Genomic DNA, 24,739 nt, shown 5'->3' on the forward strand with positions numbered 1-24,739 from the left:
GATAGCGCTAATAACAAGGAACATAACATCGATAAGGTCGTGTTTTTGGTTGATGTCCGAGCGAGTATCTTCTACAACAGATAAGTGTTCAATAAGGTTCAAAATGACTGTGCTGCTGAGGGTTTGGCACAATTAGATCATATTTGTTAACAAAGTGCGATCCCGCCCTGTACATTTGTTGACCTTTAACACCGCTGTAACCGTATACCAACGGAGCAGATGTGTTGTTTTTGTCATCAGTAGGCGTCACCGTCATCATCATCTCTGTGTAAGAAATGGTGATTGTTTCAATTGGACGGTCGTCTTGAATTGACACTGCATAGTTAGAAATCATGGCATCCGTTAGTTGAATTTTCATGATTTCTTCGATTTTTTCACCCTGCTTAGTGATATGGAATACAGCGGGTTTACCCTTACCAATCGTGGCTTCTTTGAACAGATCTGGGGATGCTTTGTCTTGAAGTTTGGTAATGGTCATATCGTAAAGACGAGTAGAGCTTGCTTCACGATCCATTGCGGTACCAGTATAAGAAGAAATTTCACGACCTACACTCCAATCAACTGAAAGAAGAGTAATCATATCCTTGTACTGTTCTGCGGTAGCTTCACCTTTAATATCAGCATATTTCAGGTAGGTATTTGACTGCATGCTAGTCTCCTATAGCATTTGATTAATAAAACTCAAAAAAGAGTCAGATTTTCTTACTAGAATAAGAACTTTAGAATTAATAATAAATGTATTAAATAGGTAAAATTAAATACACACTTTTATAACTGAGATGCTCGCTATTTTGTAGTGAATAACGAACATCTGTTAAACATGTTAGATGCAATTCTCAATTAACTAAAAATCATAAAAAAGTATTAGACGATTGAGATAGACAAGTCATCAACTTCACCTTCTATCTCAATTTTATTAATTCTTATATCATTAAGAATGGCATTTAATACGGATTCAGATATTTTAGGCAGCACCTTATTTTCAATCACATTTTGAAGAGCACGCGCGCCACTGCCCGTTTCATTGCAGCTGTCAACAATACTATTAATTAAGCGATCGTTGATCACCGCTTCTGCTTTATAGTTTGTTTTTATCCTCTTCTGAATTTTGGAGAGTTTCAGCGCGGTGATTTTCTCCAATACATCACGGTGCAAAGGGATATAAGGAATGACATTCACTCGACCTAAAAAAGCGGGCTTGAAATCCTGTAACAAATCGTCTCGTAGCGCTTCTTTGAGTGCCTCCGGATCCGGAGCAAGCTCTGGATCTTGGAATAACTCCATTGTTGTTTCCGTCCCAGAGTTGGAAGTCATGATAATGATGGTGTTTTTGAAATCGATGTCTCGCCCTTCACCGTCTTTAATCATGCCCTTATCAAACACTTGATAGAAAATATCCTGTACACCCGGATGGGCTTTCTCCATTTCATCAAGCAATATGACGCTGTAAGGTTTTCTTCTCACGGCTTCCGTTAGCACACCACCTTCGCCATACCCAACGTAGCCCGGAGGAGAGCCCAGCAGTAACGAGACTTTATGCTCTTCTTTAAATTCAGACATGTTAATGACGGTGATGTTTTCTTCACTACCATACACTTGCTCAGCAATGGCCAACGCAGATTCCGTTTTACCGACACCACTTGGGCCTACCAAGAAAAAGATACCGTTAGGTTTTGATTCTTCATTGAGCTGTGCTCTCGCGGTTTTGATCACTTCCGCCATTTTACTCAACGCGTGATCTTGGCCGACCACTCGCTCTTGCAGATGTTGCTGTAAGTCTAGAATCGCTTTTATTTCATCGCTTTTTAGTTTGCCTAATGGTATGCCTGTCCAGCCTGCAATAATTTCAGCGATTAGGGCTTCGTTAACATGCGAAAACACCAAAGGCATCGGGTTAGACGATAACCGCTGTTCAATGGATTGCAGCTGATTGGCTTTCTCTGCAGATGGTTCTGCCAAAATGGAATCACGGAGCACTTTGGCCTGCTTGACTGCGCCTTCTTCATCTCGCCACGTTGTCTCTAGTTGGTGAATTTCATTTTGAAGGAGCGACAACTTGCTCTCAAGTTCGTCAAGAGCTGTTTGATGAGAATGACCAAATGCAAGTTCATTGGTGAGCTGAAGCTGTTGAGCTTCTATCATTTGGCGTTTTTTGTATTTCTGATCAAGCAGCCCTGGTATCGAGTTTTGACTCAAAGCAACACGAGAGCACGCGGTATCTAAAACTGATACCGCCTTGTCTGGCAACTGACGGCCGCTAATGTAGCGAGAAGAAAGAAAGACGGCAGCCTTGAGTGCCTCGGTAGTAATGTGGACGCCATGATGTTTTTCCATGACAGGAACGAGGCCACGCAGCATCTCTATCGCCAATTCAGGTGAGGGTTCCTCTATTTTAACCACTTGAAAACGACGGGTCAGAGCTGCGTCTTTCTCTACATATTTTTTGTATTCAGCCCATGTGGTTGCGGCGATCGTGCGTAGCTCCCCTCTGGCTAAGGCGGGCTTAAGTATGTTCGCAGCATCACCTTGACCAGCCTGCGCCCCTCCACCAATCAATCCATGCGCTTCATCGATAAACAGTACGATAGGCACCGCTGACTCTTTGACTTCTTTGACCACGTTCTTCAATCGATTTTCAAACTCGCCCTTCATACCAGCACCGGCCTGGAGTAGCGCCAAATCAAGCGATTTAATTCTCACTGCTTTAAGCGCGGGAGGCACATCCCCTTGAGCGATTTTTAGCGCAAGTCCTTCGACAACGGCGGTTTTACCTACCCCCGCCTCACCCGTCAGGATAGGGTTATTTTGACGGCGTCGCAGAAGAATATCCGTCATCAGCCGAATTTCATCATCGCGACCAATCACCGGATCAATTTGCCCCAGCTCTGCTTGCTCTGTCAGATCTATCGTAAATTGATCCAACGCTTGTGTAGAAGCTCTGTGGTTGGGAATTTGATTAGCCAGTTCAACATGAGTCTGAGCGTATTCGATTAACGCGCTAGGTTGAATTTTGCTTAACTCTTTGCTTACTGTCGAAGATAGGGCAAACAGCGTGTCGTCAGAGAGGAAGGCATGAAGCAAATGAACAGCAGCAATTTTTTCTGCTTCAAACGCAATCGTCGCTGTCATCCACGCATTCTGTAGTATGGTGACCGTATGGGATGACAACCCCGGTACAGTTTGGCAGCCCGTTTTGTACTTCTCTAATTGCAAAGTGAAATCTGTCTGCAGTTGGTTCAGATCAACCTTAAACGAACGATACAGTTCGATTTCATCAGGCCCAGCACTTTGCACTAGCGTAAGCAGCCAATGTGTCATTTCAATACTGTGGTGGGTTCTTGAGCTCGCCAAAGCAGCGGCTTGCTCTAATGCTCTTTTCGCTTCAGGGGTTAACTTGTCAACTAACGCGGATAGTGAAAGAGATGCCATTCTTAAATCCTTTTTAAATTGTTATCGTTATTTGTTTATTTGCGTTCGATAGGCTCGGCATTAAGATACTGCCTTTGCCTAATCGACCTCTTCCTTTTGCTAAGTTAGCGCTAGGAAGTTGTGCTCTACGAGCGGTTAAAGTCCAACGAATACGCTTACTCGTCCCCAACATGCGGCACATCAAATGCTTGGTCTCACCCAATCGTTCGGTGTGGAGCAACGCCGCTAATGAATCAGGGTCCTTTGCAATCAACTCGACATCAAATCCAGAACTCATGTTCCAGCTTTGCTTACCAAGCATGGCCCCCAATCCCAGTTGTGCGTGCTGCCCTTCCGGCCTATCACGGCTGCAAAGGCGAGTTTGCTCTGCTTCACTAATGTCAAACCAGCGACCTTTGAACTCATGCAAACGCACATCACATCCGGTATAAAACTCAATGACGCTTTTGATGTATGCACGGCTTCGACGCTTTGACGTAAACATACCGCCAAAGAAAATCGCTTCATCGTCCTGGTTGCCAGTCAGAGAGGAGAGGACGGTCTGAATGGGCGACGCCGCTGATTTCTTATCTTGCGTTCGCAGTTGTGCGGGCAATTGGTATGACTGCCAACACCGGTAGTAGAGAGAGAGCAGTCTGTGGTTAAAAATGTCGAAGAAATCCTTCATAGCCGTGTCATTTTCACGCGCCCTTTGCATAACCAGCTCGCTGTAATGACTCGGCAGTACCCCCTGCTCACCGGTTAAACCGATGATGTTGGTTTGTAAGGTTAATTTATTGCTCTGGCAATTTGACACGACATTTATCAGCTCTCGCGCCTCATAACCTAAACGTTGCGAGACTGTGAGCTGGATTTTTTCATTCTTTGGTAACGCATCAGAACCCAGATGACTATCTGCCTGCAGTAGATGAGTCTCGATCAAATGTATCGCGGTAAAGAGAGGTAGCGATTCAATCTCAGCGAGAAAATCTTCACTTTTCATAACAGCTCTCTCTCTCCCGCCATCGATGGCCATGTATGGAATAACGCCCCAGTGGAGGAGAGCTTAATCAGTAGCCGTGTGAACGTGTTGACTTCAGCGAATTGTGAGAAGTAACTCGATAGCACGTTTCCTAACAAAAAGATCTGTTCTCGAGACAAAATCTGATCGGAAATCGTTAAGGTGATTTCGCTGCCGTGGCAAAAACCGACCCGACCATTTTGTACCACACGCCCAGTCGTCATCTTTGTCGACATACCTTTAATTGAATCGATCATTGCTTTGGTTTCTGGCGAACCTCTAAAAGCCAGCAAGTTCAAGATTTGCTTGAGCGTTTCCGCTCCTTGTTGATTGCAGAAATGATCCAATGTAATCAGTTTTGCAAACTGCCATCGAGTCGTCTCATCCATTTCGGCGCGAATGGTTTCGGTTGGCGTGGTCAAGCAACGAACGCGACTAAAATTGTCCTGACTCTCAGGCAATGTGACCAAAGGAAGCCCTCCACCAAACGGAATTTTGGCGGGGAGATTACGATTGCAACACCACGTGTCGATCGACATCAACCAACTTTCTTTCGCATCGGGAGCAAACAATTGGTGCTTACGATCAACCAGTGATACGAACACTTCCCGCCCGGGTTCATCAAAACCACCAGCCCAGTTTCTATCTTCTCTACGCATTAACCAGAACAGATCATATTGCGTTTGATAGTGGGTATGCGTCCCCGCATAGTAAGGGGGCAAGTTTTCGAAGACCTTATTCCAGTTTCTTAAAGTGACGTCATCAATACTGACCACTTCACTCGACTCTGGATCGCAGTGCTCTGGATGCAGTTGATATTCATATTCAGAGGCTTGCACCCTCATTGGCTTCATTTTCGCTTGATAAAGATTGACAACCGGAACTGCTCCTAAGGCGATATTTTCGACAGAGACTTGTTTCTCCAACCAGTCGTTGCCCTCTGCAAAATAGAGCCAGATTTCCGCTTTCCCTTGTTCGCTAGCGAGAACTGAGAGATCTAAGTCTGTCAGCTCAAAAAAGAGAAATTTTTCGGGGAAGTGCAAGTACTCGATCAATAGACGCGTGCCAGAAAAGCTACGCTTACTGTATGGAACCGCTTGTATTTGGTCGTCGAAGCCCAATGAACGTATGTGACGTGGCGTGAGCTCTTTTTTGCATCGACCTCCTTGTACCAAGCTTAGGCCAATGCAGGATTGAAAAATTTGTTGGTAAAGCTGCAGAGCGGCTTGTCGTTGACCACTCAGATAGAATCGCAGGCATGAATCATCCAGAGTGGATAGGCTCAACTCAGCATTGTTCGATTGAATTTCGAGTTTGAGCACTGACTTGGCAGCGAGCTCCATACGACATTCTGTGCCACTAAAAGGGGCATTTTCAAACTGGGCGTCAGTGACATCAAAAGGATGAACTTGTGTGGCACAGCATGTTTTGAAGTCACACTCTTGGTATCCCGGTGCCGTGATCGTGACACGTTCTCCTTTGGCCACCGTAAACGCCGCCGACGAAGAGGTCGTTCCTTTCAACTGCACAATCGACATTGACGGAATGGGGGCGTGAAAATCGGGAAATAGCTGCCCAATTAACGCTTCGGTTAGCTGTGGAAACGCGTTATCCAAGCTTTGTCGTATACGAGCAGAGAGAAAAGCACACCCTTCGAGAAGCCTTGATACATGAGGGTCTTCAACGACTTCATCATTCATTCGCAATCGAGCGGCAATCTTAGGGTATTGTTCCCCAAATTCATGGCCTTTATGACGCAAATACGCGAGTTCTCGATTGTAGTATTTCAGAAAATCTTCACTCATTTCGCTCTACTCAGTTTTATCCCTAGACTGACGGGCTCAACTTCCGAATCCATAACCAACTCCTGCTCGTTATTATCAATCATGCAGGTCGCCTTGATTCTGAGTTTTAAAATTCGATCTAACGGATTTTTGTCTTCTGCAATGGCGACCGACACATAGTTGAGCCTAGGTTCATACTGTTGAATGGTTTCTTTCACTCGTTGGCACAGAACCTGTTGCCCATCCGCGCTGCTAAATGGCATTGATGAGAAATCTGGCAAACCATATCGCAAGATAGACGTCTGTATTTCACGTAGCTCATCTGACAACGTCATCCAGTTGATACGGCTGTTGAGTAATGATTCAAGATCTCGTCTGAGTGAATCCATCAACGCATGCCGCGTTAATGGAAAGTCTCTATCAATGCTGCTCAGAGGATCACTGTCCGTCAATTTATCCATGAGGGATGGGACTAGACCTGTTTCTCTCATTCAATCGTGGTTTCCACAGCCAAGGCGACTCGTTCTAATTGGCTCAAAGCAAGCGCATTGTCACCAACTAACCACATCTTTTGCCCTTGACCGATGCAGTGATCCGTACCTAGAACATTTTTCCAGTCCGTTTCTCTGCCCAGTTTTTGGTTGCCACTTTCGGAATCTACGTACGTCATTGGGAAATGAGCTTCACCTTCGCCAAGTCCTTGAATATCGAACTCGCATGGTCGCCATAGTGTTTCCAACATGTTGGTGGCGGGTTTGAGTTCCAAGTAATGGATATCGTCCATCGGAACTAAGAAATAGTTACCTGCGGAAGAAAAGAGCTCAATGAAGCCCCCCAATCGATCATCGAGATCTCTCACATCATCATAGCGCACACCATTAATTTCAAATTGGAGTGCTTGACGGGATTGCTCTGCACGCTCACACACCGAGATCAGTTCCTCATGGTTGTTCTCTTTTTGCGCCAAAATGAACTGAACAATCGTTTCACCCAGTTTTTCGGTACCCTCTATGAATTGCGCTGATGCGGCGCCTGCAAAAAAGTCCTTTCTTGCTTGAGCAGCTTTAACCAGATGACGAATTTGGCTTGCGCCGGGCAAATACTCAGGGAACAACTTAATGGACTGCATTAACTGTTCATCCGCGCGCTCAAACTCGCCCATAATGCATAGCAGTTCAATAAACTTGCTGCGAATAGTGGCGTTTTTGGGCGCCAATTTAATTTCTTTAATCAGCGCTTCTTTGGCGAGTTCGAGCTCGCTTCGACTGAGGTGGTCTTGCCAATCTGACATGTTTATTTCCTTATACAATATGCTCAGGAGACAACTCCGTAATCAACTTGATCGATGAAACCATTTGATCCAGTTGAAAATGGGGCCGTAGGTGGATCACCGAATAATATTTTCCTGGGCTACCTAGCTTTTCAGTGACTTTTATTTTGGCTTCGTTAAGCGGATATTTTGCTCTCAGTTCATCCGAAGCCTCATCAGACGCAGTGGTATATTTATGAAGCCACGCCTGAAAATCTCGTTCTATCGATTGGGCATCTTGATAGCTGCCAATCCGATCTCTTCCCATCACTTTTAAATAGTGAGCAATTCTTGAAACACATAAGGTGTATTGCAACATCGAAGACAAACGTGCATTTACACTGGCTCCCTTGGAAGCAAACTGCTGAGGTTTGTGTAAAGAGATGTTCGAAGTAAAGCTAACAAACGGCGTTTCAGCGACGGGAGACAGAGGGATAAATCCACAATCTGCCAACTCTTGCTCTCTTTTTTCCGTTATTTTTAAGTTGAGAGGTGCGCGATATCGCCCTCCCTTTCCTGGTAAATCAACCTGACATAAAGAAGGAGGCTGGATAATGCCTTGAGAGTAGTCCCCTGTTTTATGTCCACGTATGTGTGTAAACCAACCATGCTCTTGAAATGCTCTAACAATGACCGCGGCAAAGGAATAGGCGGCATTTCCCCACAACAAATCTTGGTGCGAATCTCGAATTCGTTCGTTATAAACAAAAGAATCCGATCTCGAGCCGTCACTTTGATATGGCTGACGATATAAAAGGTTGGGTAGCGTTAAACCAATAAACCGAACATCCTCTTCGGCTCGTAGTCGTTTCCAACTCACGTATTCGTTTTGCTCAAATTGGGCATAGACGTTCGTCATCGACGCGATGTTTTCAAAGTAATCTGAACCAAAAACACTCGGTTCGACCGACATAATGAAAGGGCTAAACGCCGCTGCTGCCGACTGCGCAATTTTCCTTAATATGTTGATTTCTCTTTCAACCACCATGGCGTTTTGACCACCACAGAGATAATAGTCACCAATCAATAAACCAAACGGCTCTCCCCCTGGCATCGAGTATTCGTTTTGATAGACCAATTTAAACAGTGCGGATTGATCGAACTCTATCGCTCGCTCACTGTCTTTCTTCAGCTCCTCCCACGTACAAGATAGGACTTTGACCTTTACGAGATCTCCGGCATTGTGATCTTTCTGCTGCACAAGGTAATTTAAGCCTCGCCAGGTCGCTTCAAGCTTTTGCATTTGTCGGTGATGCAGAATCTCATCCAGTTGAGCGCTCACTTCCCTGTCAATCGATTCAATGGCACTGATGATGCTGTGAACAAACTCTTGTTTCGTTTTCGCTCCAGAAATCTCAACCCAATAGCTCACCATCTGCGTCATCGTCTTGGCATCAAGAAAATGCGCCATCCAAATACCATTCTCCAAAGCAGACTCTGGTGTCGGTAAATCGTGGGAAAGTTGCTCAATTTCGATGAAATTCATATCAATATGAGGGACTGGCTTGTTATGCCAGTCCCTAGCCTCTCTTATCCGCCAGACTGAGGGATTTTCGCTACCAAACGGAGAGACGTTGTAAGCTCTTCCATTTGCAGCCAAGGCTTAAGCCACGCTACCGCGTTGTAAGCACCCGGTGCTCCAGGAACTTCTCTGACCTGCACTCGCGCATCCGCCAACGGGTATTTCGCACGGATCTCTTGACCACCGCCTTCCGACGCGTTGACGTAGCCAAGGATCCATCGATTTAGCCATGACTCAACGTCTTCTGCTTCCATGAAGCTACCAATCTTATCTCGCGCCATGACCTTGAGATAATGCGCAAAACGAGAGGTCGCCATCATGTAAGGCAAGCGCGCAGAAATTGCAGCATTCGCAGTGGCATCTGGCGAATCGTATTTGGCTGGTTTTTGGCAGGTTTGCGCACCAAAGAATACGGCGTAGTTGGTATTCTTATAGTGACATAAAGGCAGGAAGCCCAGTTTACCTAACTCGGATTCGCGACGGTCAGTGATGCCAATTTCGGTCGGGCATTTCATATCCGGATCGCCATCGTCACTCATAAAGAAGTGCGTTGGCAGATTGTCGACACGGCCACCGCCCTCAGCACCACGAATTGCCGTGCAGAACCCATACTTGGCAAATGCGTCAGTGAGCTTCGCTCCCAGTACATACGACGAGTTCATCCAGCAGTAGTCGTTGTGCTGCGCATTCACCGCAATTCCGGTGGTTTCGTCTACGGAAAACTCTTCAAAACCAAACTCTTCGACTGGCGATGTCGCTTGTCCATAAGGAAGTCGAGCAAGGACTTTCGGCATCGTCAAGCTGACAAAGCGTGAGTCTTGGCTTTCACGGAATGCGCGCCACTGAGTGTATTCGAGCGACTCAAATACTTTCTCTAAATCTCTAGGCTTCGACAATTCCGTCCATTCGTCAAAACCAAACAACGCAGGTGAGGCTGCAGAAAGGAATGGAGAAAAACCGGCTGCCGCAACATTCGACATAAGACGCAGCGTTTCAATATCTTCTGGATGATTCGTAAATTCATAGTCACCAATGATCGCACCATATGGCTCACCACCAGCACTACCAAATTCTGATTCGTAGACTTTTTTGAAGACCTGGCTTTGATCGAACTCCACTGCTTTACTTAAATCTTTGTGCAGCTCTTTCTTGGTCATACTCACCATACGAATCTTTAACGTGGAGCTTGTTTCCGAGTTCATCACCAAATAATTCAACCCACGCCACGTTCCTTCCAACTTTTGCAACTCAGGGTGATGCATCACCGCAGACAGCTGTTCGGAAATCTTTTTGTCCAAAGCAGTAATGGCTTCACGAAACGTCACGGTTAGGTTTTTGTTCCACGTTACCGTACCTTTTAAAGCTTCTTCTGTTAATGTTTTGATTAACTCTTCTGCTCTCGACGCTTCCGTTTGTTTGGTCGCGCCAATCGCTTGTTCGAGGAAGGAAAAACTCTGGCCTTCAACGGTGGGGTCTAATTGGGTTTCAAGCTGTGTTGTCATTGTGCAGTCCCTTACTCCGCTTTCTCTTCTTGGCCTAACTTGAGTTCATCAGCCAATTTAGATAGGTTGTCGGTGTTGTTCAAAACCGCTTCAAGCACGTTTTCTAGCTCTTCTGAACGGTCAACTTTCGTCATTAGGTCGCGCAATTTATTGCGTGTGTCCATCAATTGACGAAGCGGATCAACTTGTCTAACAATCGAGGCGGGTTCGAAATCCTTCATCGATTGGAACTGCAGATTGACCGCAAATTCAGTTCCGTCATCCACCATCGTGTTTTTCACTTTAAACTCCACTGATGGACTCATTTTCTTGAGTACATCATCAAAGTTGTCTCGATCAATTTGAATAAAACGACGGTCTTTTAGTGGTTTGAGGGCTTCAGTATTTTGGCCAGCAAAATCCCCCATCACACCCACTACAAACGGAAGTTCTTTCTTCAGTGATGTGCCTTCTGTTTCAACATCATAGGTAATATGAACACGTGGCTTCCGTACTCGCGATAATTTCGAGTGGATACTAGTCATATCGTTCTCCCTTTAATTACTCATTTTTGTCTGCTATGCCAACCAAACGGAAATAGCCTTTCTTGGCGTCTCCATCGGAAATAAGCTCTGCCAGGAGTTCTGGCAAAGACATTCCACACCATCGAATCACTTGTTCAATCGTGTATGAAACGGGTGAATGTGGTTCTGTTTCACGAAAAAAATCAGCCACTCGTTGCAACTGCACTATGGCCTGTTCACGAGAGTGCATGTTAGCGGCCAATAACTGAAAATTAGCTTCGCCCTGCCCTCGTCCATCGATCTCGCCTTCGTGACTAGAAGCAGAGTGCGATGGTTCATCTGAATTCGTTTCTTTTGAAACCTTGATCATTTTGTCACTCGCCAAATGCATAATTGCCGAGTGTATTGCATCTAACTTTCGAGAAATGTAGGAACTTGGGGTGACTTCTTCACACGCACTATCCAAAGCCTGCGAAAATCGTTCAAAAGAACTTATCGCTCTATTTAGATCCTCTATCAGTCTTTGGTAGAACTGACTGCTCGACGATTTGACGGCTTGGGTAATGTCAGATAACTCAGGGACACCCTGATCGCGTTTGGCTCGTTTCTTATCCTCATCACAGCGCTCCAAGTCCAAAGCTTGTTGATACTCCCAATACGCATAAGGTTGTTCTGACAGCCCTTCGGTCATGGGTATGCACGATAACGGAAAAATGAGCGTCCCCTCATTATCAATGCCATTCAGGCCGATGATGGGCGAAATTCTTGTTTCTAGGCCATCTTCATCCGGCATTGGATACAGATCTGCCCAATAATTTTCTAAGTAGTAGGTGGCCAGCTCATAGCCAACCGCCATTCCTTTAAAACCATCAAGGCGAGTTAACGCTTCGATAAGCCATGCCACGTACTCTAGATCTTTGGTTTGTGACGCCAGTGCCTGCGGAACTTCATCAAGAAACACTTGCCAAAGGTTGGCATAGTTAAGAATAGGCTCTTCTTCAATAATGGCATTTCGCTCAATATTTCTCGCCTGCATTCTCTGGTCTTTCAGTCGGTAATAGAGTGACTGAGGTGTAATGTCACTTCTTGGATCCACACCTGCTGGCTGCTCGGCAGAAATTGGCAGTAAGGCCGGCTCAAACCAAGTGAACTCCTCATAGTGATGACTCATTACACCCTCCTTCTTGCATAGACTGGCACCGTTGCATCAGAGGAATGAGACACGCCCTCTTGAACCAATTGCTTTTCTTTGGCCACTTTGATCAATGCGCACGTAACATTATCATTTGCCCCCCGCACTAACGCTGCGTGAAGAAGTGCAAGACCAGACTGATTAACCGAGTCTGCACACATAATCTGATGTATTTCGCTATTACTAAGCTCTTTAGTCAAACCGTCACTGCAAAGGAGAAACTGATCGCCATGAAGCAACTGCCCCGACTGTTGGTCAATTCTCACCGTCTCTTCGACGCCAACCGCCCTCGTTATTACATTGGCTAAAGGATGCTTTTCTGCATCTTCTTCCGCTAGCAGTCCCTGCTCAACTAGCTCCATCACTTGGCTGTGATCTCGCGTCTTTTGTACCAAGTGATTGTCTCTGAGTAGGTAAATGCGACTATCACCAACCCACAGACAATGGAAATAACCGTCCTGTAGGAACAACAGCACAACGGTGGAACCCATGGTTTTGCCATCGAGGTGAACTTGGGCGTACTGGAAAATTTCCCTATTGGCCACTTCGATCATCTGACGCAATTCATCGATGCCGAAATCGGGTGTGTCGAGAACAAATCTTTCAATGCGATCGACAAGCATTTGGCTCGCAACATCGCCAGCTGAATGCCCACCCATGCCATCTGCAACAACCCATACACGCCTTGCGGTCATATCCAACAACGCATCCTCGTTGTAAGGGCGGACTTTACCTGCGTGTGTCTTGGAAAATGTAAATAAACTCCAACTCATTCGATCACCGTTACCAATTCCATTTCTGCCATTGCCCATCCAACATTGCGGCAAATTTGCCAATTTGAGGTAAACCATCCATGACTAGCATCATCGGCTCGATGGCATCATTACCATCCGTCCACCAGTAGCACGGCTTAGGGAACTGCTGTCGAACAACATGAGAGAGCAAACTCATCACATTGGTTTCTGTATGTTCCTTAATAAAGAGGTTTTCTCCGCTCAGTTTCTTTTGGGAAACCGGTAACGTTTCTGCCGAAATAGCGTTAATTAACTCTGTGCCGGACTGTAGATTCTGACTCCAAACGTCGAAGGTAAAATGGTCGTCCAGCACGGTTAACGCCAGATCTTGCGATTCATTGGCCCAATCTCGACAGCTCCAATAGCTCACGGCATCACCAAGAACGGGCCTGGCTAATGTAAAAAAGAAGTACCGTCCAGCAGCATCTACGCTAGGAATCATCGTTCCGATGATCGTGGCGTCATTGGTTACACCACTGTCCAATGCGAAATGCCAAATTGGCGCGTTTAGAAAATGGCTTTGCCATGTTTCCTGTAGCTGTTCTTTGCTAACGGCGATAATCGCCTGCTGCCAGTCGTGGAAAAGATCCGCAAAAGGTTTCGGCAAGTCTTGCTTTATAAAATCCCCTTTCGCAGGAATTTTGCCTATAAAGCCCCAGCTTGGTGTTATAGCGTTTGCGGACATCGGAAACTCTCCATATCACTCGACCAAAATGGGTTCATCGTACTCTTAGGAATCAATTCCAGTTGAACTTTGTTGCCTTTCAAATCAATCATGACGATGTTGTCTTTGCGAGATTGCGGCCTTGCTTTCAGAGATTGATCAAGCAACTTAAAAATGCCCCATTCACCTTCATAGGTATAAGCAATTTCACGAATCGAATCGGGTGGTGTGAAAACCACTCTTGTCGCTGAACGCTTAGCTGGCCAAGACAGATTTTTTACTCTTGCTGGCCCATGTCGGTATGCAAGATTCTGCCCCCCAACTTCCAGTACAAAGCTGGTTATATGTTGGTCTAGGTATATCGGTTTCATTGCAAAATCGACTTTCAGTGTATTGTCGAGTTCAAAAAATGACTGTCGGATGCGATCTGCGCGTTGAAATACGGCGAGTGTTTCTTGACTGACACCGATTTCCTTCTCGAAGCGCCACACACTTCTCGACGTATCGACAAACGGTTCCAAGTATTCGACAAAGAACGCATCAAGTGTTCCGCCGTAGCCAAAGAATCGACTGAAGTCCTTTAACGTCACTTCTGTTTTCGCTCTTGGCTCAAACGGATACCTGCCTTTGATGCTGCGCTCATAAGGTTTAAGAACCTTGTTAACCCATAGCGTATTAAGGTGAGATCGCGATCCTTTTTCCGCTAACTTGACCGATTCCTCGGAAAGTTCACCTAGCCAGTTGTTGAACGGAGCGGGTAAAAGCTGTTTAGCATGTTCAATTGACGCGGCAACTTCTCCTGTCACGGTGCCATTTAAGATGCTCTTGTAGGCGACTTTCTGATTATTTCCTGAGCTAGAGAGATCGGCCAAATAACTTTTTAAACCACTCAGTGCGAGATGAATATCGTCAAAGTCTTGGTCTGTCATCCTAACAAGATCGTCAAACTCGGCTTCCACTTCTTTTCCAGGAAGCGCAATATCAAACGTATTGCCCTCTTCCGGACGATATAAATCAAGTTTGTCCGCCGTATTTGAAAATTTCACTTTGGCAACTTTGCCAGCGACTTCAGCTGCCGCTTTTTCGTTGTTGCTTAGCGAAATTTTCGTTAATGCCACCTCTTTTTGTACCGCTTTAAGCAGCGATTCAATTGGTCGCTCAGAGCCCGCTAATGCCATACTCTGCTCTAAACTTAGTTTCAAACTTGGTGCCGCTTTGAGTTGGATGTCATTGAGCAGTGTCTTCCATTCGTAGACATAGTCACGATAGTAGCGCTCTCTCACACCTTGCAAAGCGAGATCATGGTCGATGTTTTGGGCGTCAATCTCATCCCCATACACCCAGTTTTCTTCCATCAAGGCTTTTACCATACGACCCAGTTGCAATTGGAAGATGCTATGGAAACCGTTGTACGTGTAGAAACCGGAAATCCCCATCGATAATGGCTTGCCACTTTTTCGCTCAAACTGCTCAACTCCCCTAGCCCCTAGAACGTCCGTTAAACGAAATGAAGGCACATGACTTTTAAGGAACTGCAGTTTCATTCTTTGGTAGGCTCTTTCCGACAACGACATTTCTGTTAGAACCAATCTGGCAGCGGTTACTGAATCGTTGTTGATATATAAGCCTCTGTCTGCCTGCGACAAAAAGTTCTCGGTATGAGCGTAGAGTTGCTCTCTTAACTCTTCATTCAGTTCACCGGGATACTGCCTTTCAAAGAAATAATTGAACCAACCAAGAACATGTTCACTCTCAAATTTGTCATCGTTGAAGAGCATCAAATATGTTTTGAGTGTTTCGTACAAATATTCTCGGTGTTGTTCATTGTTCTTCATTTCACTGAGAAGTACCGATTCAACATAGGATGAATAGTAATTTGTCAGTGCTTGGTGATAAGCACTCTTAGCTGATTGGCCAATTTTTTCACCTTGAAACAAACCAAACGATGTCACACGATCTCTCTCGTCATCTTGCTGTCTATAACCCATAGGGAAACGCATGATGTGATTGAGAATGTTTATCGAGGGGATCAAGTCATTTTCGAAGTCCAGACCAGACTTAGCAAGTAAGTCATTCACCACAGTCACTTGACGATCCGTTTCATCAATGAGTTGATTGTTCCACTGATAACTCATCATCCACAGTGTGATCGCAGCCCCAGACAGTGCCATGCACGAGCAGTAGACGCCTTTTCGAATCCAGCCACTTTGCTTTTGATGATGACGATTGACCGTCCCTAAAAACTGCTCTTTAAAGATGACGTTTTCAAACAAGTTTTTTACAAAATAGCTGCTTGATTCTTTGGAACTTAACCGCAGTAGAGGTTTGCCCAACCCCAGCCCTTGGGATGTTTCAGACATGATACGATCAACCGGCGTGCCTTCTTGCAATGAACTCACAATAAAGACGCCGCGAATCATTGAAGATTCTTCAAACTTGTTTTGGGCAAAAATGTCGTTCAGAAACTCGTCTAGATTCGCTTGAAGACAACGCAATTGTTTTGGAAATTCAAAAATTAAAGATCGCTTGTCAAGGTCATGCTCCGTTTCAAGCCTTTGCATCATGCGGCGATCAAGTCTCTCCAGTAAGTCATGAAACTCTTTGTTAAATAGAGAGATGACGCCTCGCTCGTCTTCTGTTGAAGGTGGAAACATAAATCCTAATAACTGCTCTCGCTCTTCCTTGGTCAGTTCCGTAAAAAACTCACTAAAACCCGCAATGAGATCAGCCTTTGTCAACACAACATAAATTGGGAACTGCATACCCAATTGATTTTTCAGTTCTTGTAGCCGATTTTTTATCGCTCTTGCATGCATGCCTCGTTCGGTGCGAGTTTGTGTGAGCATACTTGCGATGCTGACGGTAACAATCGCACCATTAATGGGACGCTGTTTACGGTATTGCTTCAATAAGCCTAAGAATCCATACCATGCTTTTGAATCGACATGAGCTTGGCTGTCTTGCGTGGTGTATCGGCCAGCTGTATCAATCAACACCGCTTTATTGGTAAACCACCAATCACAATTTCTCGTACCGCCAATACCAGAAACCGAGTCAACGCCCATTGAATCTGATAGAGGAAACTCGAGACCCGATTCTTTTAATGCCGTCGTTTTACCTGTTCCAGGAGGACCAATAAGTACATACCAAGGCAACTGGTAGAGATGACTCTTACGCTTTCCACCTTTCGTCACGACTTGAATCGCCTTCTCAATTCTTTCGCGCATGACGTCTATTTCTGCCGCCGCTTCTTTATCGGTCAGGGCATCCACCTCTAATAGGCTTTGGATGCTTTCATCTTGTTCCTTTCGCTCCTTCTGTTGACGGACAACATTCGTCACGCCCCAAATGAAGACTAAAACCACAATAACCAACAAACGGTTAAAGTCTGATTTCAGTGGCTCTATGCCTGCTATCGCGATCAATGGTCCGACAAACCAAATAAAAATAGAAATTGCCCCAAGCCCGGTCAAGCTAATCAGCCATTTTTGCCCCAATAAACGTTTAATCTTTGCCATTGTTTGCATCCATTTTTGATTGGGTTTGAACTAGGAGATCGATTTCGACTCTACGGTTGATGCTTCTTCCTTCTGCGGTTTCATTTGATACCAAAGGTCTCGCATCTCCCATTCCTTCTGGAATGACACGCCCACTCAATTTGCCTGCTGATGCTAAGCGATCGGTTAGCGCTGTCGCTCTGGCGAGAGATAAATGCCAGTTAGAAGGGTATTTACTGGTAAAAATGGGGTTATTATCGGTATGTCCGACAACCAATATTTTTCCATTGGTCGCCTCGAGTGCTCTGGCCACTTTCGAAACCACAGGGAACATATGCGCGACAAGCTCCGCACTGCCCGATTCAAACAGATCATTGGACTGAAAAGTGATACGCACTCTATCGGGTAATGCATCGACTTTTAGCAAACCCATTTCTATTTCCGTTGCCAACGAACGTTGGATTTGATTTGCTACGGCAAGAGACGAAATATAATCCGCACTCTGGTTCTCTATCTCTTTGCTCGGCACTAAGTTCATTAACTGACTAAAGGTCTGATCGGATTTTTCGTTTAGGCTATAACTTAAGTACATGTACACACTGACTAACACAGCCGCGGTAATTGATAAAACAACCCACAATGGTGCTTTTTCTGCGATCTGCTCACCAACCAATACTTTGGCTAACGCATCATCGTTGAGTGAAGGACTGTAGTCCCGACCGTGCGATTTAAGGACATCCATTACGCGGTTTTTTAAGGAACGATGTTGCTCGATTCCATTTTCTCGAACTCGAAATTGCCCCAAAAAACCTAAGCTCATGCAGATATACATGACTTCTAGCAGATCTAAATGCTTATTGGGTTCGGCAAGGCTTTCATCGAGATGTATGAAGAACTGCTCACCGCCTTGAGTATTGGAATAGAATGTCGACAATAGCGAGTTGTGTCCCCAAACGGATTGGCTTCCCCATTCGGTATTTAGGACTGCTTCATCGATAGCACAACATAAACAGTAGCGTGCGATATCGATCTGCTTACTATTTGCGCCTTGTAATCTCAACCGGTTTTCATAGTCACGCATTTTTTGCACAAATGCTTCACGTAACTGTTTGACATCACTGTGCGTGGCCGTCGCTCTAATTTGGCCAAGCAAGGAAACAATGACATTCGCTTCTGCCAGCAGTACGTTATTGCCAAACGCGACGATACTCGTTTCACGCGTTTCTTTACTATTTTGCGTAAAGAGAACCGTGTTATCGCTTTCAAGCGATGCAACAGGTGTCGACTGCGGTGCTTTTTTACGCCCAGGGGTTGGTTTTACAATCGTTTCGTCCATAGCTTCACTTATTGGTTAATACTCCAAAGCTCCATTTCTAACCCTGGGTAATTACCAGAGACATGAAATGCCATTCCCCCGCTTTCATTTAAACGAGCCCAATAAGCGCCTTGTTTAACCAGCTCAAAATAGACGTAGCCTGCTGCGTAAGGCATCTGTCTTGGCACCACATTCAGTGGCGAAACGGCAATACCGTTGATCTGATTATTGATAAGGTCGCGAATATTCTCTGCGGGTCCAACTTTGATTTGTCCTGGTAACTTTTTTCTAATTTCATCGGCAGAGACATCGGCTTTAACGGCCAATACAAACTGACAAAGTGAAAGCAAACTTTTATCTGGTAATGGCGTAACGCGAATCCCAAACTGGCGAATATCCAAGGGCATCTTGGTCGCTGTTTGCTCCAATACCACACTCAGATATTGACTGAGGATTTGATTCATCTCAGAAAAGACAGGCCCCAAATTACAGTGTTGGTATTCGGGAAGCTTAGGGACTCGCTTATTTTTACTCGAAAAAGTGGACAGCTCACCAATTAAGCTCAATAAGGCCGTCGCTAACTCATGTGGATGAAGCTCACTCCCTTTCGATAAATGTCTTAAATTAGCCTCATAACGATTCAGCATCTGTAGCATAATGAAATCTACTGCAGAGGAAGACGCTGACTTGCCTTGTCCGAGACGACTTGCAATGGCGTCTGCCCTAATTTTGATCATGGCTAAAACGTTATTCAGATAACGAGTAAGCAGCGAACTATGGTGGACATTAAGGAAAGGTGGTACGAACTCTTCATCAAGAATGACTTGACCTTCGCTACCAACATGACGAATTTTCACCAGAGGCAAAGAGACATAGCCCGGCAAATTGTCATTGGTTGCCTTTAACTCGCACTTAAGCGCAGCGAGTTGAAGTACTTCTTCATCACCAGACACGCTATCGGTTAAGGTGTGATCAACCACCTTATAGCGCGTTACCATTGAAGTCTCGGAATGGGAAACGTTTTGGCCTTGGGATTTTTCTGCAGGTATCACAAGCTGAACCAAAGTATTTTCAATCCCTGGTTCAATTTTGAGTGGCTCAGGAAGCTGCTCTTTAATAGGTATGTTAACGAATGTCATATCGGAGAAAATTCCAACACACTCAGTTAGCGATACAACCCCTTCTTTCAACTGTTCTTTGTCGAGAGAAAACGATTCAATTCCTCGGGCATAACAACCCACTAAACGCGTTAGACCTTTGTATTCATGAGACAACGCTCGCTCTTGTTGCTGAAAGTGTTGAGGACGCAGAAACATCCCTTCACTCCAAACAATCGGTGAATAAACACTCATTTAATATCCTGCCAACGTTGTTATTATTTTATAGCCAAAGACAATTCATCTAGTGAAAGCTCGTAGGTGTTATAGCCCTTGCGGTCGACCTTTATCACCTTGCGCCAATTTGCATTTTCGATGTCTCGATATGCCACTACAATGCCGATATATTCAACACTTGGTTTCATCGTAGATTCATAAAGTGTTTTTTGGCCTGGGGAGAGATACAATTCTGTTTTGTTCACTAGATCCGGGCCTAGCGTTTGGGCTGTATTTTCATATAGAGAGAAGAAGTCTTGACTCGTAAATAAGGTATCAGAAGTGAGTTCAAGGACATAAACTACGACAGGTGAAGGTCTGCCATTCATATCTGGATTGACATTGAATCCCGTCTTTATTTCCAAATTTGAATAGGGAGAAACAACCATATTTGCCGCACTGCAACCCACTAATAAAAACACTATTATTGTGGTAATTATTTTTACCATGGCTTTCATTTATTCTCTCCCTACTTTTCTTATTGCCGATTCATAAGATTTGGAAAAGTCTTCCAAATAAAACCCTTTCTCATCAATGTCAATTTCATTTCTTATTTGAAAATAGATATTTTCATACTTCTTCCATCGTTTTTTATCGAGTTGCGAAAATATTGATGTCAATCCATTTTTTTCACTTTGAGACACATTTCCAGATATGGTATTCGGCTCAAGCAGTCGTAACACCCCAGATACAGCACCATGAACACCTTCTATCATTGCTTTTTCATGAGCTTCTATATCATTGAATGCAGATTGAATGGCAGCTTCCGGTGAGAGAAAACTCGCACTGCGTCTGTTATATAGATTGTGAATTGCATCTTCTAAATTAGCCGAAAACTTAAGAGGATTATTTTCCTTTTTCTGAAAAGATGTATGGTTTAATTTGTTCGCCTGTTTAAATTCTGCACGATTATGCAGTGTCTGCATTAGGCCTTCTAACATGAGAGAATAAGAGCGACCTAATCGATTAAACCATTGCTCTCTTTCCTGTTCTGGAACTAAGCTTAAATCGATGCCAGCCCCCTTGAGAAAGGCGTTCAAATCCGAGTCAACACGCTCACATCGCTTAGCCACTTTCTCATCACGAGGATAGTCGGTCGCTCTCTCTTCTTTCAAAGTCGGCTCTATGTGAGGGCTTAATATGGGAGCATCAAGAAAGTCATCCAAATCACCTAGCTCTGGCGATAGATTTTGCTGCTGCTTTTCTTCTTCTGCCAAAAATAGGTTTGCATCAAAACCAAAATCCATAAAATTATCATTACCACTGACAGGCTCTTTATTTACTTCACGTGGTGACAGAGTATTAGTGTGGATTTGGCTTTGAGTTACGTTATGGTTTTCACTATTTTTAAATGATACTTCGATTTCATAATCTCCAAAATTAATCACATCTTTGTCATTTAAAGCCACCTCGACACCATTTCCTACTGGGCTGACTGACTTATTAACAAAAATACCATTTGTAGAGAGATCTCTAAGTAGATAATCATTACCAAACTTAGTTATTTCACCATGAACACCAGAAATAATTCGTTCAGGATCAGGTAATACCCAATCACAGCTCTCAGAGCGACCAAATTTCATACAAAAGTGTTCTTCATTGGTTGGTATTGAATACACACTTTTTATTTCTGGTGTAAAACGGTGGAAACTAGTAATCGAAAGCACTATTCCCATAACATCCTCTAGCCACTTTATTAATAATGCATTTATCAACAAAAACCAAAATGCAAACTCAATTTTGTTTTCAGTATTAGAATGCACTACTACTTTAGATATATTTATTGCTTGCGATAATGAGCATTTTGCTGATTTAACACAAAGCCAAAATCATGCAACAAAACAAATATAGAACACAGTTCAAACTTTTAGTGATAACCAATGTTACAAAGAATTAGTCCTCTGTTAATTAGTACGAAAGCTTTTAATTCGCAGCCAAATCAAACTTTTTTGAGTATATGATGTCACTCTTTACCGTTTTAGGGGTTGTATATGTCAGTTGATAATGAGAAGAAAAACACGCAAGAAGAGAAAAATGACAAGACTAAATTTATTGCGCGTTCACAAAAAATCGGTCCAGAAAAGAATGTAGAAAAAAGTAAAATAGAACCAGTTAGTGTTAAAGAAATAAATAAAGAAGACAATAGAAACGACAAATCTCACACTAAAAGACCCGAATCAAAAACAGCTCACCCCTCAACAAGAACAGAGGTAAACACCGCTGTGACGGGGGAAAACAATTCTCCCGGTTATCAAACTCTAGAGAAAGGCCATTTAGTCAAAAATCGTTACGTGATTGACAGCCTAATTGGGCATGGTGGCCTATGTGACGTCTACCGAGCCAAAGATAAAGTTCTTGAATCATCTGGAGTTGCTAGTCCTTTTGTCGCACTCAAAGTATTGCAGCACGAATACATCGACCAACCAGAGACTGCGCGAATGCTTATCCGAGAGGCGCAGCATACTCAAACCTTGAGCCACCCCAACATCATTCGTGTTTTTGATTTTGGCGTCGATAACAAAATTTATTTTATTGTGATGGAATACTTAGATGGTGAGACCATCGAACAGTTGATTCAGCGTTCCAGACCCAATGGCTTAGCGTTTCCTAATGCCAAAGTCCTACTAAACCAAATACTCGATGCTCTGATATATGCTCATTCGCTTGATATCGTACACGCAGACCTGAAGCCCGCTAACATCATGATCGATTCAGCCGGTACGGTAAAATTGCTCGACTTTGGTGTGTCAAAAACTGAACGCCTCAAACAAGATCAGTACGCCGCCAAGCGTAAAGTCGATGATCATCAAGTATTGGGATATACACCAAATTATGCATCCCTCAATATTATTAGCGGTAATAAGCCATGCAGACAGGACGATCTGTTTGCGTTTGCCTGCATGGCATACGAACTACTCTCTTGCAAGCATCCCTATAATCGAACCCCTATCGATTTGGCTAAGAAAAATGCGATTCCGCTAAAGAAACCCTCTGGTTTTCCAAATACCCTATGGCCCGATATTAAAACGATTCTCACCGACACCAGCGGTCAGTACAAGCTCAGTGCCGAGTCACTGAAACAGAGACTCAACCAAAATAATCGCTCAAAATATGCGATAGCTGCATTGATTGTTCTAGGTTTATCCACCTCTCTTGGTATTGCGTATCACTTAAACTCGCAGATCGTGCAGTTGGAAAAGGCCAATCGCCAATTGGCTCATTCGCTACAAACACAACAACAGATCATTAATAGCCAACCTGAGTCAGTCTTCGAACTTAGCGCATCCGATACCATCCATCCGGTTTTAAGAGCCGGATTACTGCGACATCACAAGCAAACGCTTCTCGCGACATTCGAGCAACAGATTGATGAAATTCTCAACCAAAGCAATAACGAGTATCCCGATTACGATCAAGTCGAATCTGTCCTGAAGCACGCGGCCATCTACTACCCAGATTCCCACAAGCTTGAATTGCTCAACCTTGACATGCGCTCGAGCAAGCGTTCAACGTTGCTGTCAATTGAAAGACACATCAATTCTGTACTCGAGAAAGGTCAATACGATGCGAAACAGGATGGGAAATCGATCGTTGATTTACACAATGATTTGCATTCAATTCAACAAAACTATCCTCTAACACCCTCCTCTTTAGCCACTGAGGTGTTTTACCAAAACATTGATCAGGCCATCGCAGTGAAGGATTCCAATAGACTCACTGAGCTTTTGGCCGTAGGTGGTACCTTCTTCAGTACCAATGAAATATCACGTAAAAAACTACAAAACGCTCGTGTGTTCAACGAAGCAGTGATCGCAATAGATAGTTGGCAAAAGCAGCCAAGCAATAGTGACAAAGTGAAATACCCATCTGAAGCAGTAATAATACTGTACGGAGATAGATTGTCTGAAATTTATCAAAACCTTGAAAAGGCTGCTACTGTATCAGCACTGGATCAAGTGGTAGTGGATATTGAAGAGTTAGCCCGAGAGTTCCCCATGGACATTCCAAACATTTCGGATCTGCGTTTTCAAACGGCCAATAAATACTTAAAGTTTTCTGATATGCTGCTGAAAAAACGCCAATCAGTCAGTGCGCGAAACGCGATGAAAAAGGCAAACGAACTTCTGCAGCAAGTCGACAGTACCGACTTTAGAGGCTAAGGCGACGACAAAAAACGGCCAAAGCGTCACCCGCTTTGGCCGTTTCAGTATAGGTATACTGAATTACAAAGGCTGGAATGCCGCTCTGCTGGAGACTTGTTCATACCACTTCTGAATGTGGCTGAAATGTTCAAAGACCGCAAGCTCAAGCCCTTTTACAGCAAACGTAACAAAAATAAACGCGGTAATGTCGACAATCGTAAAGTGTTCTGTCGCAACATAACTGCTTTCAGAAAGGCGCTTTTCCAATACTGGCAAAAATGCCTCAACACGTTTTTTAGATTCTACGCCCCATGCTTCCACACACGTTTCTCTGTCTTGATATATTGCCGTGATATTGCGAAAAGCTTGGAATGCAGTGTAGAGCCCTTGAAACTCGACAACACGGTGCCACATTTCGACTTGCGCTTTTTCTAAAGCGTTACGCCCAAACAACGCCATTTCATTCGGATGAATCTCATCAAAATAACGACAGATTGCCACGCTTTCACACAGCGTTGTGCCGTCGTCCAGTTCAAGCATCGGCACTTTACCATTGACGCTTTTCTGCAAAAATTCGGGTTTGAGGTTATCACCTTCTCTTACGTTGAGCTGAACGCGTTCAACACTTGCACCAATTTCAGCCAAAAATAGCGTTACTCGGCGACAGCTAGGAGTCATTTCTGTTTCATACAGTTTCATTTTTAGTCCTTTTT

At 44.3% G+C, this 24,739-nt stretch carries 18 protein-coding genes and 1 pseudogene; 1 reads left to right on the top strand and 18 read right to left on the bottom strand.

Going from position 1 to position 24,739, the window contains the following annotated elements:
* Positions 1-172: 172 nt before the first annotated feature.
* The 17 genes and pseudogenes from FC652_RS07585 to tagH all read right to left on the bottom strand — a co-directional run.
* Positions 173-649: pseudogene (locus FC652_RS07585) on the bottom strand (Hcp family type VI secretion system effector); the annotation flags it as partial.
* Positions 650-864: 215 nt separating this feature from the next.
* Positions 865-3,429, bottom strand: coding sequence for a type VI secretion system ATPase TssH (gene tssH, locus FC652_RS07590; RefSeq protein ID WP_176298102.1), 2,565 nt, complete (start codon positions 3,427-3,429; stop codon positions 865-867).
* A gap of 13 nt (positions 3,430-3,442) precedes the next feature.
* On the bottom strand, positions 3,443-4,411 hold the full coding sequence (gene tssG, locus FC652_RS07595) for a type VI secretion system baseplate subunit TssG (RefSeq protein WP_108679038.1): 969 nt from the start codon (positions 4,409-4,411) through the stop codon (positions 3,443-3,445).
* On the bottom strand, positions 4,408-6,234 hold the full coding sequence (gene tssF / locus FC652_RS07600; RefSeq protein WP_176298103.1) for a type VI secretion system baseplate subunit TssF: 1,827 nt from the start codon (positions 6,232-6,234) through the stop codon (positions 4,408-4,410). The genes tssG and tssF overlap by 4 nt, the downstream gene beginning before the upstream one ends.
* Positions 6,231-6,704, bottom strand: coding sequence for a type VI secretion system baseplate subunit TssE (gene tssE / locus FC652_RS07605; protein WP_176298104.1), 474 nt, complete (start codon positions 6,702-6,704; stop codon positions 6,231-6,233). Before tssE ends, tssF begins: the two co-directional genes overlap by 4 nt.
* Positions 6,701-7,504 carry a type VI secretion system accessory protein TagJ gene (locus FC652_RS07610; protein WP_176298105.1) on the bottom strand — a complete coding sequence of 268 codons (804 nt, stop codon included), beginning with the start codon at positions 7,502-7,504 and terminating at the stop codon, positions 6,701-6,703. Before FC652_RS07610 ends, tssE begins: the two co-directional genes overlap by 4 nt.
* 10 nt (positions 7,505-7,514) lie before the next feature.
* Positions 7,515-9,122 (bottom strand): type VI secretion system contractile sheath large subunit, encoded by a 1,608-nt coding sequence (tssC, locus tag FC652_RS07615; RefSeq protein ID WP_130191511.1) that lies wholly within the window; start codon positions 9,120-9,122, stop codon positions 7,515-7,517.
* A complete protein-coding gene (tssC, locus tag FC652_RS07620) occupies positions 9,053-10,546 on the bottom strand; it encodes a type VI secretion system contractile sheath large subunit (RefSeq protein WP_011081390.1) in 1,494 nt (497 codons plus the stop codon). The genes tssC (FC652_RS07615) and tssC (FC652_RS07620) overlap by 70 nt, the downstream gene beginning before the upstream one ends.
* Before the next feature lie 11 nt (positions 10,547-10,557).
* The gene (tssB, locus tag FC652_RS07625) at positions 10,558-11,070 is read right to left on the bottom strand and encodes a type VI secretion system contractile sheath small subunit (protein WP_011081391.1); all 513 of its coding nucleotides are present in this window, start codon (positions 11,068-11,070) and stop codon (positions 10,558-10,560) included.
* Positions 11,071-11,086: 16 nt separating this feature from the next.
* Positions 11,087-12,220, bottom strand: coding sequence for a type VI secretion system protein TssA (gene tssA / locus FC652_RS07630; RefSeq protein WP_080537366.1), 1,134 nt, complete (start codon positions 12,218-12,220; stop codon positions 11,087-11,089).
* Positions 12,220-13,014, bottom strand: a complete 795-nt coding sequence (locus FC652_RS07635; protein ID WP_176298106.1) for a PP2C family serine/threonine-protein phosphatase — start codon at positions 13,012-13,014, stop codon at positions 12,220-12,222. The genes tssA and FC652_RS07635 overlap by 1 nt, the downstream gene beginning before the upstream one ends.
* Before the next feature lie 10 nt (positions 13,015-13,024).
* On the bottom strand, positions 13,025-13,720 hold the full coding sequence (gene tagF / locus FC652_RS07640) for a type VI secretion system-associated protein TagF (RefSeq protein ID WP_011081394.1): 696 nt from the start codon (positions 13,718-13,720) through the stop codon (positions 13,025-13,027).
* Complete coding sequence (gene tssM / locus FC652_RS07645; protein WP_176298107.1) at positions 13,702-17,226, bottom strand: type VI secretion system membrane subunit TssM; 3,525 nt, start codon at positions 17,224-17,226, stop codon at positions 13,702-13,704. Before tssM ends, tagF begins: the two co-directional genes overlap by 19 nt.
* On the bottom strand, positions 17,204-18,532 hold the full coding sequence (gene tssL / locus FC652_RS07650; protein ID WP_176298108.1) for a type VI secretion system protein TssL, long form: 1,329 nt from the start codon (positions 18,530-18,532) through the stop codon (positions 17,204-17,206). The genes tssM and tssL overlap by 23 nt, the downstream gene beginning before the upstream one ends.
* An 8-nt stretch (positions 18,533-18,540) precedes the next feature.
* Entirely contained in the window at positions 18,541-19,863 is a 1,323-nt protein-coding gene (gene tssK / locus FC652_RS07655; protein ID WP_080539255.1) for a type VI secretion system baseplate subunit TssK, read from the bottom strand.
* 23 nt (positions 19,864-19,886) lie between these two features.
* On the bottom strand, positions 19,887-20,342 hold the full coding sequence (gene tssJ, locus FC652_RS07660) for a type VI secretion system lipoprotein TssJ (protein ID WP_047110650.1): 456 nt from the start codon (positions 20,340-20,342) through the stop codon (positions 19,887-19,889).
* On the bottom strand, positions 20,343-21,647 hold the full coding sequence (tagH, locus tag FC652_RS07665) for a type VI secretion system-associated FHA domain protein TagH (protein WP_369597881.1): 1,305 nt from the start codon (positions 21,645-21,647) through the stop codon (positions 20,343-20,345).
* Positions 21,648-21,875: 228 nt separating this feature from the next.
* On the opposite strand from tagH, the gene FC652_RS07670 reads away from it, so the two are divergent.
* Positions 21,876-24,044, top strand: coding sequence for a serine/threonine-protein kinase (locus FC652_RS07670; RefSeq protein WP_176298109.1), 2,169 nt, complete (start codon positions 21,876-21,878; stop codon positions 24,042-24,044).
* 63 nt (positions 24,045-24,107) lie between these two features.
* Here FC652_RS07670 and FC652_RS07675 read toward each other — a convergent pair whose 3' ends face one another.
* Positions 24,108-24,725 carry a glutathione S-transferase gene (locus FC652_RS07675; protein WP_176298110.1) on the bottom strand — a complete coding sequence of 206 codons (618 nt, stop codon included), beginning with the start codon at positions 24,723-24,725 and terminating at the stop codon, positions 24,108-24,110.
* Between the last annotated feature and the right edge of the window lie 14 nt (positions 24,726-24,739).

This window comes from Vibrio sp. 05-20-BW147 (assembly GCF_013369385.1).
Classification (GTDB): domain Bacteria; phylum Pseudomonadota; class Gammaproteobacteria; order Enterobacterales; family Vibrionaceae; genus Vibrio; species Vibrio floridensis.